The sequence below is a fragment of the Melittangium boletus DSM 14713 genome (assembly GCF_002305855.1).
GTDB lineage: Bacteria > Myxococcota > Myxococcia > Myxococcales > Myxococcaceae > Cystobacter > Cystobacter boletus.
Map to the genome: position 1 here is coordinate 913,642 of NZ_CP022163.1, position 16,974 is coordinate 930,615.

Below are 16,974 nucleotides of genomic sequence, written 5' to 3' on the forward strand. Positions count from 1 at the left end.
TTGCCGCTCCACGAGCAAACCCCTCGGGGACGGGGCTACACCGAGGGGGCCTGGCTCGGGGCGCTCACGGCGCGGTGGACGAGCCAGGCGATGGCGATCAATCCCAGAACCAGGATCAGGCCGAGTTGCAGCAGGCCATTCCACCCCAGAACCGACAGGAGGGCTCCGGACGACAACGACGCCACGCCGCTGGCGGTGAAGATACACAGGTCGTTGACCCCCTGGGCCCGGAAGCGCTCGGCACCCGAGCGGCTGCGCATCACCAGGGTCGTGGCGGTCACGAACACGAAACACCACCCCACTCCGACCAGTCCCAGTCCGACCAGGTGACCGCCAAAGCCCTGGACCCAGCTGAGCAGATACCCCGCGAGAAGCAGCAGCAATCCCCCCGCCTGCAACTGAGCGATCGACACCCTCTTGAGCAGGGCGCCGATCGACAGCGCGGGCAGGTACATGCACAGCAGGTGTACCTGAACGACCCAGCTCGCCTGACGAACCGCGAATTGCTCGATGCCGCACATCTGCAAGGGTGTTGGCACCATGAGCAGGCTCATCACCAGGAAGGCCCCGGCGCCCATGACCACCATCGGCCAGTACAACGCGCGGGCGCGTGCGTCGGGCGTGAAGGACACCTCGGAGGAGACCGCGGCCTGAGGTTGGTACGCCACCAGCGCGAGCGCGGCCATTGCCTGGAGCACCGCCAGGCACAGCAGGACCCAAGGCACATAGTGGGACGTCCGTCCCTCCAAGAAGCCAAAGAGCGAGAGGCCGGGAAAGATGCCCGCGGCGCTGGCGAGCTGGACCCGGGTCAGCAGGCGCGGGGCATTGCCGCTCTCCTGCCCCTCGAGGATGGCGAAACGGTACTGCTGCACGAAGGCACCGTGGAGACCGAAGCCGCAAACCGCCGCGCAGAACAGCCAGAAATCCACCCCAAGCACCGCGCGCGCCGCCAACGCCAGGCTACCGGCGCCCAGCAACGCCGAGGCGATGAAGCAGGCCCTGCGTCCGAAGCGGCGCATCAGCTGACTGGCGGGCCAGCCGCCCAGGGCCGAGGACATCACCTGCACGGCCACCGGCAGGGTCGCGAGCCGCATGTCCATCGCGAGTTCCTTGCCCATCAGGCTGCCGACGAACTGGATCGACACCATGCTGGCGGTGCCAATGACCTGGCACAGCAGAAGGACCCACGTGTTGATGGTCGTGATCAACGAACGTGCTCCATGGGTTGTTCGGATGGGCCCTCCGCCTCGAGTGCCGCGATGTCCGCCAGGGACAGGCCCATCCGCTGGTGGAGGAAGCGTACCATGGTCCAGTGGGGCAGCGCGCCCTCGTCGAAGGGGCCGAACTCATCGCGGTACAATGGAAGCCAGCGCATGGACTCCTCCAGCATCTGCTCCCGGCTGGGCTGACTCCCCTGGTAGTCCTCGTACGGCAGGCTGCGGTGATGGATGAAGAAGCGCCCCGGCAGGCGCTCCTCGCACAACTCCCGATACTCCCGGGTCTGCAGGATCAAATAGTGCCAGACCTCATCGATCGCCTGTTCCACGGGCAGGAACAGCCCGGCCAGCTGCTGTGGGTAGCGAGAGATCAAGTACAGGTACCTCAAGCACTCGAGGACCTGACGCTCGACATACGTGGGCTCTTCGCCGGTGGTCCGCACGAAGTGCCGCACCACGCCGGCGTGAAGCGAATCACCGAGCAAGGCCTTCAGCGCGTCGGCCGTCACCTGGGAGGGATGGGGATTCATGACTCACCTTGCATCAGCCAGGCGTACTTCCCGGACTTGCCAATCGCGATGTGCTCGCGATGTTCGAGATCACAGTCGAGCCCGGCGGCCTCCAGGATCCTTTGGCGCAGTGCGCGCGCCACGGCGGGCTCGACGGGCATGTTGTCGAAGGTGGTGTATCGCAGCCGGGCCTGACGCGGCGCCGTCAGCTGGAGCTGATAGACGAAGATGGACGGCGTGGCGTCGGAGATCCAGTCGTCGAGGTCCGCCTGGGAGATCACGCCCCCCTGCTCGAGCCGCAGCAATTCCTTCTCCCGCCCGCAGAAGCGGCGAATCCGAAGCGGATCCGGAGAGCCATCGACCGTCTCGGCGCAATCACCGGAGCGGTAGCGGATCAACGGCATGAAGGGGTTGCGCAAGCTCGAGACGATGATGCTGTAGATCTTGCTGCCCTCCTCGACGGGGATCAGCTCCAGCTGCATCTTGTCGAGGTAGGGCCAGTACCGTCCGTGACGATCGCTGTAATACAGGTAGCCCAGCTCGGTGCTGCCAAACAGGTCGATGATCGGGCACTCGAAGTGCCGCTGCAGGAACCGCCGGACGTTCCTCGGCGTGTACTCGTAGGCGTGGATGATGCTGGCCGGCATCGGAAAGCGCTGCCACGCCCCCAGCTCCAGGGCCTTTCGCACCAGATGGGCGAGGTGGTAGCTGTCGCAGTCGAGGTGATACCAGCCCAGCGGATGCGCGCGCTGGACCACGGTCATTTCATCGACCATGCGCTCCACCTCACCGCGCTCCCAGAGCGCCGGGTCGAGCCGCAGGTTGAGATAGAGCGTGCGCGGGTCGAGTCGGCGATCCTCGAGGCTCGGAAGTTCCGGCACCTCGGCGCCGCGCTTCCTCGCATTGAGCCGCGCCACATGCTCGGTCGCCAGCACCGTGGTGACCGAGACCCGCTGACAGTTCTGCTGCCAGGTGGCGGCGATATCGGGATGCTCGCTCCACAACTGATAGTAGGACTTCAACAGGAAGAACGGCGGGCGGATGATCTGCATCCGCGCGTGATTGGTGCCGGTCGAGAGCACGAACTCCGCCCCGCCCACCTTCAACGCCTCGGCCAGCGTGGGAGTCATCCAGTTGTCCGGAAAACCCCTGGCGATCTCCGGCTTCTCCAGGATCGGGAAGAACCCCTGCTCGACCGACTGGCGGTAGATGGGGATGTCCCTGACCTGCTCGATCATCGCGGCAAACGTCTGTTCACGGGCATCCATCGGTTGGGCTCGGAGAAGACAGTCGAACAGGACCTTGATAAACGTTGCATCCAACAACAATGCCGGCACGAGCGGGACGGGAGGTCACGAAGAGCTGTTGTTCTCCCGCCCCGCTCGCGGTCCTGAATGACGCGATCAGCTGATACAACCGGCCTTGGAAATGCAGCCGGCCTTGGAAATGCAGCCCGCCTTCACGGTCACACCCCGGGAGATACAGCCGGCCTTCGCGGGGCCAGAGATGCAACCCGCATCACGGGCCGACTCCCCGGCCGAATTGGCCGACACCCACTGATTCCAGAGCTGATCCTGCGCCATCTGGCTGATCAAGTGCTTCATTTGAGCCTCCGAGAGTGAACGGTTGGATGATGCGTTGAGTCACCACACTTCAACGGCACGCACCCCACGAAAGCATCGGGTGCGCCACGGCCCGGCGGACCGACACAATGGTTGCCCAACCGTTCTTTGACTTTAGGGATTGAGCAATCGGAAGTCAAAGCACCTTCAGACATTTCCGCTTTAACTTGAATTTACGATTTTCTCAGAAATTGGGGTTTCGCCATGCAACGATTCAGGCCTGTATTGAGTTGCCCTTATCGTTCTTATCATTGCATCGCGCAAGCATGACGCGGCCCGGCAGGGGATTCGAGTGTTCGTGCGGCACCTAGACAGCGAGCCCGGCGTTTGTCTTCTCCCGTGGGGACAAAGCAAGACAGCGCGAAGAGAGCCATGCATGGGTAGGCAGAACGGCCAATCCTTTTCGTGTCCGCCTCAACCCAGGAGCTGCCCGATGCAATCGATTCCAGACTTGATGCCGCTCGCACACCGCATGAATCCCTATCCCTTGTACGCGGAGTTGAGACGTGACCATCCGGTCTGCCGCGTCGAGCCCGGTGGACTCGTGGCCATCAGCCGGTACGAGGACGTGGAATATGTCCTCAAGCATCCGGAGATTTTTTCCTCTCACGGCTTCCGGGTTGCCTGGCAACCGGAGTGGGTGGGCGACAACCCCCTCGCCCAGTCCGTCGCCGCGTCCGACGGCCAGGAACACACCCGTCTGCGCTCCCTCATCGGTCGCGCATTCACCCCCGCGGCCATCAACCGGCTCGGCGAGCGGATCCGAGCGACCGCCTCCCGGCTCGCCGACGACCTGCTCGCCCGGGGCGAGGCCGATTTCATGGAGTCCTTCGCCGCTCCCCTGCCCGCGCGGGCCATCAGCGCGCTGCTCGGTATCGACCCCTCCCTCGAGCGCCATTACAAGCGCTGGACGGAGGTGCTCGTCAGCATCACGCCCATCCCCGAGAACACGGAGCACGTGCGCCGCACCCGCGACACCATCGCCGAGATGAAACACCACGTTCAGCGGCTCATCGACGAGCGGCGCGCCCAGCCCTCGGACGACGTGCTGGGCCTCATCGTGCGGGGTGGCCCCGATGGCCAGCGGCTCAGCGACCCGGAGATCGTCGGTCTGGTCTTCACCCTGCTCACCGCGGGACTCGAGACGACAAGCTTCCTCTTCACCCATGCGGTGCGGCTGTTGGCGGAGCGTCCCGATGTGCTCGAGCAGCTGCGTGCCCACCGCGAGCTGTTGCCGAAGTTCATCGAGGAGGTGCTGCGCTACAATGGGCCCGTGCAGGCGTTGCCGCGCATCGTCACGACCGAGGTGGAGCTGGCTGGCGTGCGCATCGAGCGCGGTGCGTGCGTCTTGCCGCTCATCGCCTCCGCCAACCGCGACGAGGCGCGCTTCCCCCACGCCGACCGATTCGACCTGGAGCGCGAGGAGTCGGGAATCCCCTTCGGGTATGGCGCTCACTACTGCCTGGGGGCCTTCCTGGCCCGGCTCGAGGCCCGGACGGGATTCGACGCGCTGCTCGACCGGTTCAGCGGCTTCTCGCTCATTCCCGAGGGACTGGTGTGGAACCGGGGGCTCGTCACGAGCGGACCGGTGAAGATGCCGGTCCGATTCCTGAAGAACTGAGAACCTCGTCCCCTTCGCTCCACCGAGGTCAGGGAGGGGAAGAAGGACCGCCCGCGTCCACGCTCATGGGGACGGGTTGAGGCTTGGCGACGCGCACCAGGCAGCGGCCCTCATAGGCCACGGTCTGCGGGGGACACGCCGGGGTCGTATGCACGATCGAAAGCCAACAGCCGCCATTGATTTCAAGCTCCAGACCCGCCGTGCACGGGGCTCGCTTCTGGTTGGGAGAGAGGGCAGGGGGCGCTCCCGGCCCCGCCACGGCCATGCCGTCCTGGTCTGTCCAGGCAACCTCCCACGCGGGAGGCGCTTCCAACTCCCCTTCCCTCGCCCACGGATACATCACGGCCACGACGCCCAATCCCAGGGCGCCCAGGGCCACCAGGGCTGGGAGGACTCGGCGCTCACGGTGGGACCTGGCGGGCACCGCCATGGGCCGCCTGCCCCGCCTGGGCTTCTTGTCCTTCCACTTCGCCAGCCACGCCTCGGGATCGATCTCCCCACCCTCTGGAAGGAAGTCCTCGGTGGTGCGCTCTTCCTCCATCCAATCGAAGCACAGGGGCCGCTCCCAACCCGGCGCTTCCCGGGCTTCTTGAAGCAGCACGGCCAGTTCCTCGCACAACGCCTCCATGCCCGGCACGCGCTCCCCGGGCTCCCGCGCCAGCATCCTCATGCACAGGTGTGAGAGGGTCTTGGGCACGCGGAAGTTGCGCTCGTGAGGCGGCGTGGGCGCTCCCGCCAGGATGCCCTCCACCAGCGCCGCGTCTGGACCCGTGAAGGGATACACGTCCGTGAGGAGCACGTAGAGCAGGACCCCCAGCGCATACACCTCGTCCGTTTCCGCATAGCGGTAGCGCGCTCCAGGGACGCGGCCCTCGAGACGGCTGAAGGCCAGGGACTCGGGGCTGCGGTAGTAGAGGCTGGCGGGTGGCAGTACCCCCTTCGTCACACGAGGCACCAGAGGGCTCGAGCCCGCTCCGAAGTCCACCAGCACCGGCGCCCCGTCCGTCTCGCGCACCAGCACGTTGTCTCCCTTCAAGTCCCGGTGGAACACCCCCTGGGCATGCAACCCCCTCAAGGAGCGGACGAGGGGCAGCAGTTTCTCCACCACCTCTCGGGCACACGGGTTGTGCTCGCGAGCCCACCCGTAGAGCGTCATACCGGGGACGTACTCCATGACGAGCACCAGGTACTCGGGCTGTTCCTCGGGCCATCGCAGGTGGCCCCTGAGCTTCACCACATGAGCGGACTGCTGGGGGAGCATGACGAACAGTTCCCGCCAGCCCCAGTCGCCCACGCTCTCGAGGTGGATGAACTTGAGCGCGCTCGGCCGACCGTCGCGCCAGGCCAGGTACACCCCGCCAAAGCCCCCCTGCCCCAGCTTCCTGTCGATGCGGTAGCCGCCCACCTCCATGCCCGACTTCACCTTCTCGTCCAGCTCGGACCTCATGACGCCCCTCCCGAGAAAAGCCCAGCCCGGTGACTTCCGAAGTTCGCACCCATGGCGCCATCTCTTGAGTAGGAGACTACCACGCGCCCCAGAGCAATCCAGCGGGCAATCCGCGGCGTCCGCACCCGAGCAACCTCCGGATGGGGCGGGTTCGCCCTTCGTGGTACACCGCCTGCATCTGACACCGAGGTCGGCACCCGTCGAGGAGCAACATGGCAACGAAAAGCCGGGGAAGAGTGCAACAGGCCAAGCGGGTACGAGCGGGAGCGCGCAAGCCGCCCCCCACACAGCCGCAGCCCGTGTACTTCCTGTCACTGACCCTCAAGAACGTGCGCTGCTTCGGACCCGAACAAACCCTGAAGCTCTCCGATGACCAGGGACGTCCGGCGAGATGGACGGTCATCCTCGGCAATAACGGCATGGGCAAGACCACGTTATTGCAAGCCCTCACCACCTTTGAACCAGACCTAATCAATCAACAAAAGAAGATAAAAATTGATGTCTCCAACTCCCGCGCACCCAAGGGTTATTTGCCTATTGGCTACGCACCCAGGGGATTCACACAAAGTGAACGCCTACCCTGGCTGCCAATTCGGCATCAGTCAGCTAGCGCTTATTTTTCAGTCAAAGTCAGGGCTGGCACGCTGGCACCAGCCAAAGATGATCAAACACAACAAGACGAAATCTGGCATGAACTAAGCTCGGATGGAGCGAAGTCTGCAGTAGAAATCCAAGAACCCTTCCTTAACCTGGCCTGCTACGGCTATGGAGCGACACGACGAATGGGGTCTGGCTCATTGTCTGCGCCGAAGGAAACCCAGCCCAGTGACAGCCTCTTCTTCGAGGATATCCCCCTACGAAACGCGGAAGAGTGGCTCCTTCAAGCTGATTACGCCGCCAGCAAGCAGTCACCCGAGCAAAGTAGCGCCGTATTGAGGCGCGATCGCATTAAGAGCGCCTAACAAAAATCCGCTTTGAGGGGCTTCTCCCTCGGGAAAAAGGGCCCAGCCCTTATTTTTGTTAGGCGCTCTAAGCAACTTCTCATCGACCTGCTTCCAGAAGTGAGCGACCTGCGCTTCGCGCCTCCCGATGCCAACAACATGGCGGCGAGGGTCGAAGTAAAAACCCACTTTGGGTGGGTCGCAATGCGCGGATTGAGCCTGGGCTATAGGACGCTCATCGCCTGGATGGTTGACCTCGCGAGCCGCTTGTTCGAGCGCTACCCGAATAGCCCCAACCCATTGGCTGAACCGGCGGTGGTACTCGTCGATGAAATCGACCTCCACCTGCATCCAACATGGCAACGTGAACTCATCGGCCATTTGACTGAGCGTTTCCCCAGCACCCAGTTCATCGTGACCGCGCACAGCCCGCTCGTCGTCCAGAGCGCCACGGATGCGAACATCGTAGTACTGAAACGAGAAGGCGACCACGTCCTCATCGACAACGACGTGGAATCCATCCGGGGCTGGCGGGTGGATCAGATCCTCACGAGTGATCTGTTCGGGCTCGAAACGGCCCGGCCGCCTCAGGTCGAGGAGTTCCTCAAGGAGCGGACCGCACTCCTCTCCAAAGCCAGGCTGACGAAAAAGGACGAAGCTCGACTGCGCGAATTGGACTCCGCGATTGGTCCTCTGCCCACAGGCGAGACGAAGACCGAACGCGAAGCCCTCGACCTCATCCAACGCGCCGCCGAGCGCATGCAGGATGGCCGGAAGTGATCCGCGTCCTCAAGTCGGCCAAGCCGCCCGAAGTCCTTCGCACGAAAGGAGCACGTGCTCGACGCACCATGATTGCGGCGTACTCCCGTGCTTCCCGGAGTTACAGGAACGGCAAGAAGTCATTCGATTTCGACCCAGACATCTATGGCCATCTGACCGTCAAGCAATCACTCAAGCAAGCACAGCATGACAAGTGTGCCTTCTGTGAATCAAAATTCGCACATATCTCCTACGGAGACGTCGAGCACTTCCGTCCCAAGGCAGGATGGCGGCAGCAGAAGGGTGATGCACTCAGCCGACCCGGCTATTACTGGCTTGCCTACGAGTGGGCGAACCTTTTCCTGTCCTGCACGCTTTGCAACCAGCGATTCAAAAAGAACCTGTTCCCCTTGCAAACGCCCAAGCGCAGGGCTCGAAATCACCAGGAAGATGTGGCGGCGGAAGACCCGCTGTTGATCAACCCGGCGGTGGACGACCCCGAGACATTCATCTCCTTCCGAAAAGAGGTGCCCTATGCGGTGTCAGGCAACGCGCGCGGAGAGACGACGATCCGCACACTGGGGCTCCGGAGGGTGGAACTGGCTGAACAACGGAGGAAACACCTGGGTCATGTCCAAGCGCTTCGCAATCTCGTCGAAATCGGGGAAGAGCCCTACGCAGCGGAGGCGCGGAGCCTTCTCCAGCGCATGCAACAGAACACGGAAGAATATGCCTCGATGACCCGCGCATTTCTGCGCTGAGGAATCAAGAAGACAGGAAGCGGTTCCACCAGCCTCGTTCCTCCTGAAGATTTGGAGGGAGAGATTCCAGCCAGGGTTCCAGCACCTGAGCGAGTTCACGGTAGGAGGGAAGGTCCTGCCCTCCACAGAGGTCTCCCGCCTCCGGGGATTCTTCGAGCTCGATGACCACTCGGTTGTCGCCAAACTCCCGCACTGTCGTCTGGGGTGAATGGAGATAGGAGCGTAATTCCTCTGCCCCTCCAAGTTCGGCGAGCACGGGGTTGGCGAGGAAGTTGAGCCAATGAACTCCATCGATGCGAGACCCCATCTGGTCCGCCAGGGGCCACGCCGCTCGGAGGTCGAAGCCCGGATAGCGAACGATTTCAGCGCGGAAGCGGTCGTCTGCGATCAGTCGACGGAGATAGAATTTCAATGCCAGACCCGCATGCCCCGAGGCAAAGGGCAACTGGGAGGCCATGTCCATGACCAACGCACGAACCTTCTCGACACCATGCTGTTCGAGGTGTTCCGTGGGAAGTGTCGCGGACAACAAACTCACCGCGTTTGGTTCAGGAGGCCGCCAGGGAATTCGAGCACGGTACTCGAACTCATATCCATTGTGATTTCCGAATCCCCCAGTGAAAAGGATATCCCGCTCGGCCCCACGCTTCTCGATTTCCCTTCGATGGGAGGGCTCATAGCCCTCGGGGAACGACCATTCTTGAGTGGAGCGGAGCAAGCGGTGAACGTGCTCCCATTTCTCTTCGGACAAAGGCGAGTCTTCGTCGTGGGAAAGATAGACGGAATTGATGATACCAGGACCCGCTCCAACGGCTCGCATGTAAGCATCCAAGGCATGGCTTACCCCGGCGGACAGTTCGGGATGATCATACGGCATATAAAAAACGAGCCGGATGACTTCTCGCACACGCAATTCCCGGCGCAAGTGCCGCGAATGCCCGTCATACCGATGCAGACCACCGGGAGGTACACCGCGAACACGAATGCGAGGAAACCGTATGCGCATGACGTGAATTCAAACGGATGAAACACGGCGTGCCCAAGGCGGGAGCGACATGGGCACGCCGGGGTACTCCACCCGAGGTCAGTCCTCGTCGCTGCGCAGCGCGGCGAGCACGTTGAGGTCCTCGAGCGTCGTGGTGTCGCCCGTGGTCTGCTTGCCGCTGGCCACGTCGCGCAAGAGCCGGCGCATGATCTTCCCCGAGCGCGTCTTGGGCAGGCCTTCCGCGAAGCGGATCTCATCCGGCCGGGCGATGGCGCCAATCTCCTTGCCCACGTGCGTGGCCAGTTCCTTCTTGAGCTCCGGCGAGTGGCCCACGCCCTTCTTGAGCGTCACGAAGGCCACCAGGCCCGTGCCCTTGAGCTCGTCCGGGCGGCCCACCACCGCGGCCTCGGCCACGGACTTGTGGGACACGAGCGCGCTCTCCACCTCGGCGGTGCCCAGGCGGTGGCCCGCCACGTTCACCACGTCGTCCACGCGGCCCATCAGCCAGAAGTAGCCGTCCTCGTCGCGCCGCGCGCCGTCGCCGGTGAAGTACTTGCCGGGCAGCTCGCTGAAGTACGTGTTCACGTAGCGCTGCGGGTCTCCGTACACCGTGCGCAGCATGGACGGCCACGGCCGGGTGATGAAGAGCTGGCCGCCCTCGTTCGCCCCCACGGGATTGCCCTGCTTGTCGAGCACTTCCGTGTGGATGCCCGGCAGGGGCAGCGTGGCGCTTCCCGGCTTGGTGGGCGTGGCGCCCGGCAGCGGCGAGAGCATGATGCCGCCCGTCTCCGTCTGCCACCACGTGTCCACCACCGGGCAGCGCGCGCCGCCGATCACGTCGCGGTACCACATCCACGCTTCCGGGTTGATGGGCTCGCCCACCGAGCCGAGCAGCCGCAGCGACGACATGTCGTGCTTGCGCGGCAGATCGTCCCCCAGGCGCATGAAGGCGCGGATGGCCGTGGGCGCCGTGTAGAGGATGGAGATCTTCTCGCGCGCGATGAGCTCCCAGCAGCGGTCCGCGTTCGGGTGCGTGAGCGCGCCCTCGAAGATGACCGAGGTGACGCCATTCATCAGCGGCCCGTAGACGAGGTAGCTGTGCCCCGTCACCCAGCCCACGTCGGCGGTGCACCAGTAGACGTCCTCCTCCTTGAGGTCGAACACCCAGCGCGTGCTGAGCGAGGCGAAGACCGAGTAGCCACCCGTCGTGTGCAGCACGCCCTTGGGCTTGCCCGTGCTGCCCGAGGTGTAGAGGATGAACAGCGGGTGCTCGCTCTCCACCCACTCGGGCTCGCAGGTGTCGCTCTGCGCGTCCACCAGCTCACTCCACGAGCGCTCCTTGCCCTCCAGGCTCAGCGCGCCCTGGGTGGTGCGCTGGAGCACCACCGCGTGCTCCACGCCCTTCATGTTCGGCAGCGCCTTGCGCACGTTGGCCAGCAGCGGCACCACCGCGCCCTTGCGCCAGCCGCCATCCGCCGTGAGCAGCACCTTGGCGCCCGCGTCGTTCATGCGCTCCTGCAGCGCCTCGGCCGAGAAGCCGCCGAACACCACCGAGTGCACCGCGCCGATGCGCGCGCACGCGAGCATGGCCACCGCGGCCTCGGGCACCATGGGCAGGTAGATGCCCACCCGGTCGCCCTTCTTCACGCCCAGCGAGCGCAGGCCATTGGCCAGCCGGTTCACCTGGCGCGACAGCTCGCCGTAGGTCACCTTGCGCCGGTCTCCCGGCTCGCCCTCGAAGATGATGGCCGTCTTGTCCTGGCGCTGGGGCAGGTGCCGGTCCAGACAGTTGTAGGCGAGGTTGGTGCGGCCCTCGACGAACCACCGCGCGTGCGGCGGCTTCCAGTCGAGCACCGTCTGGAAGGGCTCCTTCCAATACAGCTCCTCGCGGGCGCGGGCGCCCCAGTAGGCCTCGGGATCCTTCGCCGCCTCGTCCCACAACCGGCGGTAGTCTTCCATGCTGCCGATGTGCGCGCGGCGCGAGAACTCCGCCGGCGGGGGAAAGACGCGGTTCTCGACGAGGACGGAATTCAGCGCTTCGGACGGGCGAGGTGCTTCAGCCATGGGGTTCCTCCAGTGCGGCGCGTCGTGAACGGTGGTTCTAAAAGCCTCGCGTCCTTCATCTCAAGGAAAGGATGCGGAAGGAGCGGCGTTCTGTACGGCGCGGTACGTCACCCAGAGCTGGCAGGCGCACGAGGGCTGCTCGACCCGCGGCAGCACGCGCACGCTCATCACGCCCTTGAACTCCGTGGCGCGCTGCGTCGTGCCCTCCAGGTGCACGGCGATCTGATCCGCGATGCACTCGTCCGTGCCGAGGGTGATGGCGGCGTTGGACTCGGTGCCGTCGAGTGAGAAGGTGACGCTGTCGTCGGGGCCCCCCTGCTGCAGAAAGGCGCCGATGAGCCGCAGGTGGCGCCAATCCGAGTCCAGGCGGACGACATCTCCGGAGATGGAGAGCGTCCCGTCCCACAGGGAGTCGGGCGTGGAAATCAGGCCGCAGTCATCGCGCAGCACGTCCACCGCGCTGAATTCGTAACGCCCCTCGTTCTGCAGGTAGGCACGGGTGCAACCGCTCGCGAGGACGAGGGAGAGGGCGGACAGGGAGAGGACGGAAGGGGATGGGGAGGCCACGGGCGCACGCTAACGCAGCGCGCGGGCCCGGTCAGCGGATAGACTGGAGCCATGGCCTCGTACCAGAACCCCGTGCCCACCCACGAACGAACCGCCCAACGGCGCGAGTTCTGAGCCCGGCCCCCTCTCGCGGATGCACTACCTTCCTCTTCTCCTCGCGCTGGGCCTGCTCGTGGCGCTGCACGAGCTCGGGCACCTCGTCATGGCCCGGCTCCTGGGCATCCGGGTGGACCGGTACACACTCGGCTTCGGGCCCTCCGTGTTCACCCTGAGGGTGGGCCGCACGGACTACGTGCTCGGCGCGGTGCCGCTGGGGGGCTCCACGCGCATCCATGGGATGAATCCCCACTCGCCGGGCGCGGATCCCTCGGATCCCACGAGCTTCGCGGCGCAGCGGCCCTGGAAGCGGCTGCTGGTGCTGTTCGGAGGGCCCCTGGCCAATGGGCTGTTCGCGCTCGGCGTGCTGTTCACGCTCTACACCACGGGCACGCATGTGGTGGTGCCGCTCACGGTGGGCACCGTGACCCCCGGCTCCGAGGCGGCGCGCGCCCAGTTGCTGCCCGGAGACCGGTTGGTGAGCGTGGACGGCGAGCCTCTGGAGAACTGGAGCGGCTTCGTGGAGCGCATTGGCCAGCGGCCCGGCCGCGAGCTCCAGTTGGGCGTCGAGCGGGACGGCGAGCAGCGGGAGGTGACGGTGCGTCCCCGTCCGGACGAGCGGGGCACGGGCCGTATCGGGGTGAGCCAGCAGTACGTGTACCGCACCTATGACGCCGGCCAGGCGTTGCTGCAGGCGCTGGCGCATACGGTGAACCTGGTGGCGGAGGCCACGCGGATGCTCGAGCGGCTGATGCTGGGCACGCCGGGCATCGTCCTGGCCAACCCGCTGGGCGTGGTGAAGCAGTCCTCGGGCTCGGCGGGCAGTGGCCTGGGCGCCTTCCTGCGCGTGCTGGTGAGCGTCTCCCTGGCGCTCGCCTTGTTCCATATGCTGCCCCTGCCCTCCCTGGATGGCGGGCGGATGCTCTTCGTGCTCATCGAGGCCGTGAGCCGCCGCAAGGTGCCCGCCCGGGTGGAAACGCTGATGCACGCGGTGGGCTTCCTCGCGCTGCTGGCCGTGGTGCTCACCGTGGCGCTCGCGGACCTGCGTCAACACCTGCGCCGCGCCGCGTTGGACGCGAACACGAGCGATGGAGACAGCCCGCTCTTCTTCTGGGAACGGTCCCGGGGCGACCGAGCGCCCTGAGCCCCCAAGGTGGCCCGCCCAGGCCCGAAAGTCCTATGCTCCCCGGCGACATGGGCACCAAGGCGAACCACGACGGCCTGTTCTGCGAACTGTACTGGGGCACCACCCGCAACGAGGCGTGGAGCTTCGGTCCGGAGCTGGAGCGAGTGCTCGCCGCACCGGACGAGACGGCCCCCCTGCCCCTGTACGGCTTCACGCTGCCCGAGGAGCCCTTCCTCCTCGCCGAGCGCACACCCCAGGGCTACCGCGTCTTCGTCCCCCCGGCATCCCGCGTCGAGCGCAGCAAGCGCGGAGACGCCTTCCGCGCGGTGCCCGGCTCGGAGTTGCAGCGCGCCGGCGACACCGCCTGGATCGACGTCACCGCCGAGGACCGGCTGCGCCTGACCCAGGGCGAGCTGTCGTTGCTCCTCTCCCCCTCGGTCGCGGGCAAGCACGCGGGAGGGCTCCAGGGGAGGGATCTGGGATTGCTGGTGATGCTCGGGGCCCTGCTGCTGAGCGTCCCGGTGGGGTTGATCCTCGCGGGACACTCGCCCGAGCACATGGCCGAATCCAATGCCCGGGCCCTCGCCGCCGCGCGTGAGCGGGAGCAGGCCGAGCGCAAGCGGCTCGGGGTGGACACCCCGGCCCGGCCCATCGTCCGGGACACCCAGAGCGATGGGGGCGTGAAGACGACGCTGCCCGGCAACCTCGGCGTCCACTGAGGCGGGCCGCGCCAGGGCCTCAGGGCCCCAGGCCCACCCACACCTCGCCATCCTCGAAGAACTCCTTCTTCCAGATGGGCACGTCCTGCTTGAGCCGCTCGATGGCGTGCTCGCACCCGCGGAACGCCTCCTTGCGATGGGGGGCCGCGGCGGCGATGACCACGGCCAGCTCGCCCGGGAGCAACGTCCCCACCCGGTGCACGATGGCCAGGCGGGTGCCACTGCACAGCCCGGCCACCTCGGCGCCAATCTCCGCCAGCTTCTTCTCCGCCATGGGGGGATAGGCCTCGTACTCCAGCCGCACCACGCGCCGCCCCTTCGTCTGGTTGCGCACGGCGCCGGAGAAGGTGACGAGCCCGCCCAGGGCCTCGCTCGACACCGCCTCCACCACCTCCTCCAGCCGCAGGGGCCGGTCCACCACCCGGAACAGTCCGCCACTGCCTCCCGCCACGGGGGGGATGAGCGCCACCTCGGCGCCCTCGGGAACCTCGGCGTCCGCGGCGGAGAACTCCTGGTTCACGGCCACGCGCAGGTGGGGCAGCAGCGGCGCGAGGCCCGGGTGGCGAGCGGCCAGCAGGCGCAGCACCTCCGACACGCGGGTCCCCGGGGGCACGTCCAGTGACTCGCGCGAGGAGCCCACGCGCTCACGCGCCGCGGCGAAATACAGGATGGTGAGGGAGTTGGACACGCGGGAGTCTCAGCGCGAGCGCAGGGCGGCGCGCAACCGGAATCGTCCGCCCCCCTGCTCGGGCGCGAAGTCGAAGAAGACGCTGTCGACGGGAGGCAGCTGCTCGAGCAGCGTGGCCGCCATGGCCTGGACCATGGACAACTGCTGGGGCGGCACGCCGGGCACCTCCTTGGGCGCTTCCAGCTCGGTGAGCACCCGGCCCACATCCACCATCGCGGACACGTGGCCGGGCTCGAAGCCCCCCGCGCCGAAGCGCTCGCGCAACGCCGCCCCCACGCCTCCCTGCGCACGGCCCTCCAGCGGCTCTCCGCCCAACATCGTCAACCGATCCGCGCTCAGGGAGAACTCCACGGGCTGATTGAACACCCGCGTGGTCAGGCGCGTGGTCCCCGCCTCCTTGAGCACCTGGAAGGACTGCTGCCGGGACTTGAGCACCCCCGTGAGCCACTCCAGCACCGGCTCCGAGCGCAGAATGCCCGCCTGGAAGAGCAGACTGCCGCGCGGCTCCGGCTTCTGCGAGCCCTTCAGGAAGTTGCGGTAGAAGGCCGCCGCGTCGAGGTACGCCAGCAGGGACAGGTCTCCGCGCAGCGCGCCGAGCAGGCCCTCCACGCTCGCCGCGTCGAGCCCCTGCGCCTCCAGGTTCCGCGTCATCCGCGCGCGCTGCTCGGAACCGGGGGCGCCGAAGACGAGCTTGGACAGCGTTTCCGGCGGCATGGAGATGGACAGCGCGGCGATGGGCCCCAGGGGCGCCTTCTCCAGCAACCGGGAGCCCGGCGCCGTCTCGTTTCCTCCAAGGAGGGACTTGTCCGACTCCACCCAACCCTCCAGCTCCGCCTGCCCTTCCTGGAAACGCATGGCCGCCCACGCGCCCTGGAAACCCTCGGAGGCGTCCTCTCCCACGGGACGCGCGAAGATGTGCACGTTGCCCGCCGCCACCTTCGTGCGCAGGGACGTGAGGAGCGGCTGCTCGGACAGACCGGCGCCACTCAGCCCCATGACCCGCTCGCGAATGGGCGCCAGGGGCACGTCCCCGGGAGACACCGCCAGCGTCTTCTGGATCTCTCCCTCCCGGGTGGGCTCCGTGCCAGGCGCGGCCGAGGGCGCGTCCGGGACCACCAGGTAGAGGTAGCCGCGATCCTCGAAGAGCAACATCGGCACACCGTTGTCCCTCCGCAGGAAGACCGAACCATCCGGCTCGCTCCGCTCGAGCCGGACGCCCCGCGAGCGCAGCTCCTCCACCACGGCGTCCCGAGCGGCCTGGCCATCCATCACGCCCAACAGCACCACGGAGCCCTCGAAGTCGGGCAGCGAGAAGAAGCCCAGGCCCTCGTCCGGATCCACCAGGCGGGCCTCGCCACTCGCCTCTCGCAGCACGAGCGACAACAGGGGCATCGCCTCCAAGGACTGGAGCACCTGGGACTCGCCCACCAGGCGCGACACGAAGCCCATCACCGGCTCCACGTTGCCGCGCAGTTGGGGAAAGAAGACGGCCACCTCGGCATCGGCGGGAATGGCGCGCAGCACGGGCCGGGGCACCACCGTCAACCGGGCGCTCGCCTGGACCGCGTCCTTCTCCAGCGCCCGCACCGTGTAGGCGCCCTGGCGCGCGAAGGCATGGGACACGCGCGTGCCCTTCGCGGGGGGCGAGCCATCCCCGAAGTCCCACGTCACCGCCGGAGCGTCGGAGGACTCGGAGCCGAACACCACCGGCACCCCCGCCTCCACCGTGCGGTCCTCCCCCGCGTCGGGTTTCGCCCCCCTCCGGCAACCGCCGCCCAGCAGGGCCACGGTCACCAGGAGGAACGCCGTCGAGAAACGAGCGGAGGCACGCACGGGCAGTGTCATGCCCAGG

The 16,974-nt window shown here is 66.4% G+C and carries 16 protein-coding genes; 6 read left to right on the forward strand and 10 right to left on the reverse strand.

Annotation, left to right across the window (positions count from 1 at the left end):
• Positions 1-35 precede the first annotated feature (35 nt).
• The 4 genes from MEBOL_RS03770 to MEBOL_RS03785 all read right to left on the reverse strand — a co-directional run bounded on the left by MEBOL_RS03770 (position 36) and on the right by MEBOL_RS03785 (position 3,330).
• Complete coding sequence (locus tag MEBOL_RS03770; RefSeq protein ID WP_245919438.1) at positions 36-1,208, reverse strand: MFS transporter; 1,173 nt, start codon at positions 1,206-1,208, stop codon at positions 36-38.
• Positions 1,205-1,747 carry a glycine-rich domain-containing protein gene (locus MEBOL_RS03775; protein ID WP_095976119.1) on the reverse strand — a complete coding sequence of 181 codons (543 nt, stop codon included), beginning with the start codon at positions 1,745-1,747 and terminating at the stop codon, positions 1,205-1,207. The genes MEBOL_RS03770 and MEBOL_RS03775 overlap by 4 nt, the downstream gene beginning before the upstream one ends.
• Positions 1,744-2,994: a phenylacetate--CoA ligase family protein gene (locus MEBOL_RS03780; RefSeq protein ID WP_095976120.1), complete on the reverse strand. Its 1,251-nt coding sequence runs from the start codon at positions 2,992-2,994 to the stop codon at positions 1,744-1,746. The genes MEBOL_RS03775 and MEBOL_RS03780 overlap by 4 nt, the downstream gene beginning before the upstream one ends.
• Before the next feature lie 135 nt (positions 2,995-3,129).
• Positions 3,130-3,330 (reverse strand): hypothetical protein, encoded by a 201-nt coding sequence (locus MEBOL_RS03785; RefSeq protein WP_095976121.1) that lies wholly within the window; start codon positions 3,328-3,330, stop codon positions 3,130-3,132.
• Positions 3,331-3,781: 451 nt separating this feature from the next.
• Between MEBOL_RS03785 and MEBOL_RS03790 the strand changes: the two genes are divergently transcribed.
• Entirely contained in the window at positions 3,782-4,969 is a 1,188-nt protein-coding gene (locus tag MEBOL_RS03790; protein ID WP_095976122.1) for a cytochrome P450, read from the forward strand.
• A 28-nt stretch (positions 4,970-4,997) separates the two neighbouring features.
• Here the strand turns inward: MEBOL_RS03790 and MEBOL_RS03795 are convergent, their stop codons facing one another.
• Positions 4,998-6,416: a serine/threonine protein kinase gene (locus MEBOL_RS03795; RefSeq protein WP_095976123.1), complete on the reverse strand. Its 1,419-nt coding sequence runs from the start codon at positions 6,414-6,416 to the stop codon at positions 4,998-5,000.
• 212 nt (positions 6,417-6,628) lie between these two features.
• Here MEBOL_RS03795 and MEBOL_RS03800 point away from each other — a divergent pair, with 212 nt between their 5' ends.
• The 3 genes from MEBOL_RS03800 to MEBOL_RS03810 all read left to right on the forward strand — a co-directional run bounded on the left by MEBOL_RS03800 (position 6,629) and on the right by MEBOL_RS03810 (position 8,877).
• Positions 6,629-7,378, forward strand: coding sequence for an AAA family ATPase (locus MEBOL_RS03800; RefSeq protein WP_095976124.1), 750 nt, complete (start codon positions 6,629-6,631; stop codon positions 7,376-7,378).
• A 99-nt stretch (positions 7,379-7,477) separates the two neighbouring features.
• Entirely contained in the window at positions 7,478-8,137 is a 660-nt protein-coding gene (locus MEBOL_RS03805; protein WP_157774740.1) for an AAA family ATPase, read from the forward strand.
• Entirely contained in the window at positions 8,134-8,877 is a 744-nt protein-coding gene (locus MEBOL_RS03810; RefSeq protein WP_157774741.1) for an HNH endonuclease family protein, read from the forward strand. The genes MEBOL_RS03805 and MEBOL_RS03810 overlap by 4 nt, the downstream gene beginning before the upstream one ends.
• A 4-nt stretch (positions 8,878-8,881) precedes the next feature.
• Here the strand turns inward: MEBOL_RS03810 and MEBOL_RS03815 are convergent, their stop codons facing one another.
• The 3 genes from MEBOL_RS03815 to MEBOL_RS03825 form a co-directional block, all read right to left on the reverse strand.
• Positions 8,882-9,784 carry a type VI immunity family protein gene (locus MEBOL_RS03815; protein ID WP_245919441.1) on the reverse strand — a complete coding sequence of 301 codons (903 nt, stop codon included), beginning with the start codon at positions 9,782-9,784 and terminating at the stop codon, positions 8,882-8,884.
• Between the two features lie 177 nt (positions 9,785-9,961).
• Positions 9,962-11,926 carry an acetate--CoA ligase gene (gene acs / locus MEBOL_RS03820; protein ID WP_095976127.1) on the reverse strand — a complete coding sequence of 655 codons (1,965 nt, stop codon included), beginning with the start codon at positions 11,924-11,926 and terminating at the stop codon, positions 9,962-9,964.
• Positions 11,927-11,986: 60 nt separating this feature from the next.
• Positions 11,987-12,493 carry a hypothetical protein gene (locus MEBOL_RS03825; RefSeq protein WP_095976128.1) on the reverse strand — a complete coding sequence of 169 codons (507 nt, stop codon included), beginning with the start codon at positions 12,491-12,493 and terminating at the stop codon, positions 11,987-11,989.
• Between the two features lie 133 nt (positions 12,494-12,626).
• Between MEBOL_RS03825 and MEBOL_RS03830 the strand changes: the two genes are divergently transcribed.
• Positions 12,627-13,733 (forward strand): M50 family metallopeptidase, encoded by a 1,107-nt coding sequence (locus tag MEBOL_RS03830; RefSeq protein WP_095976129.1) that lies wholly within the window; start codon positions 12,627-12,629, stop codon positions 13,731-13,733.
• A 35-nt stretch (positions 13,734-13,768) separates the two neighbouring features.
• On the forward strand, positions 13,769-14,434 hold the full coding sequence (locus MEBOL_RS03835; RefSeq protein WP_095976130.1) for a hypothetical protein: 666 nt from the start codon (positions 13,769-13,771) through the stop codon (positions 14,432-14,434).
• A 19-nt stretch (positions 14,435-14,453) separates the two neighbouring features.
• On the opposite strand, the gene MEBOL_RS43550 is transcribed toward MEBOL_RS03835, so the two are convergent.
• Both MEBOL_RS43550 and MEBOL_RS03845 read right to left on the reverse strand, forming a co-directional pair.
• The gene (locus MEBOL_RS43550) at positions 14,454-15,122 is read right to left on the reverse strand and encodes a molybdenum cofactor biosynthesis protein (protein ID WP_095976131.1); all 669 of its coding nucleotides are present in this window, start codon (positions 15,120-15,122) and stop codon (positions 14,454-14,456) included.
• A 9-nt stretch (positions 15,123-15,131) separates the two neighbouring features.
• Complete coding sequence (locus MEBOL_RS03845) at positions 15,132-16,967, reverse strand: PKD domain-containing protein (protein ID WP_095976132.1); 1,836 nt, start codon at positions 16,965-16,967, stop codon at positions 15,132-15,134.
• Between the last annotated feature and the right edge of the window lie 7 nt (positions 16,968-16,974).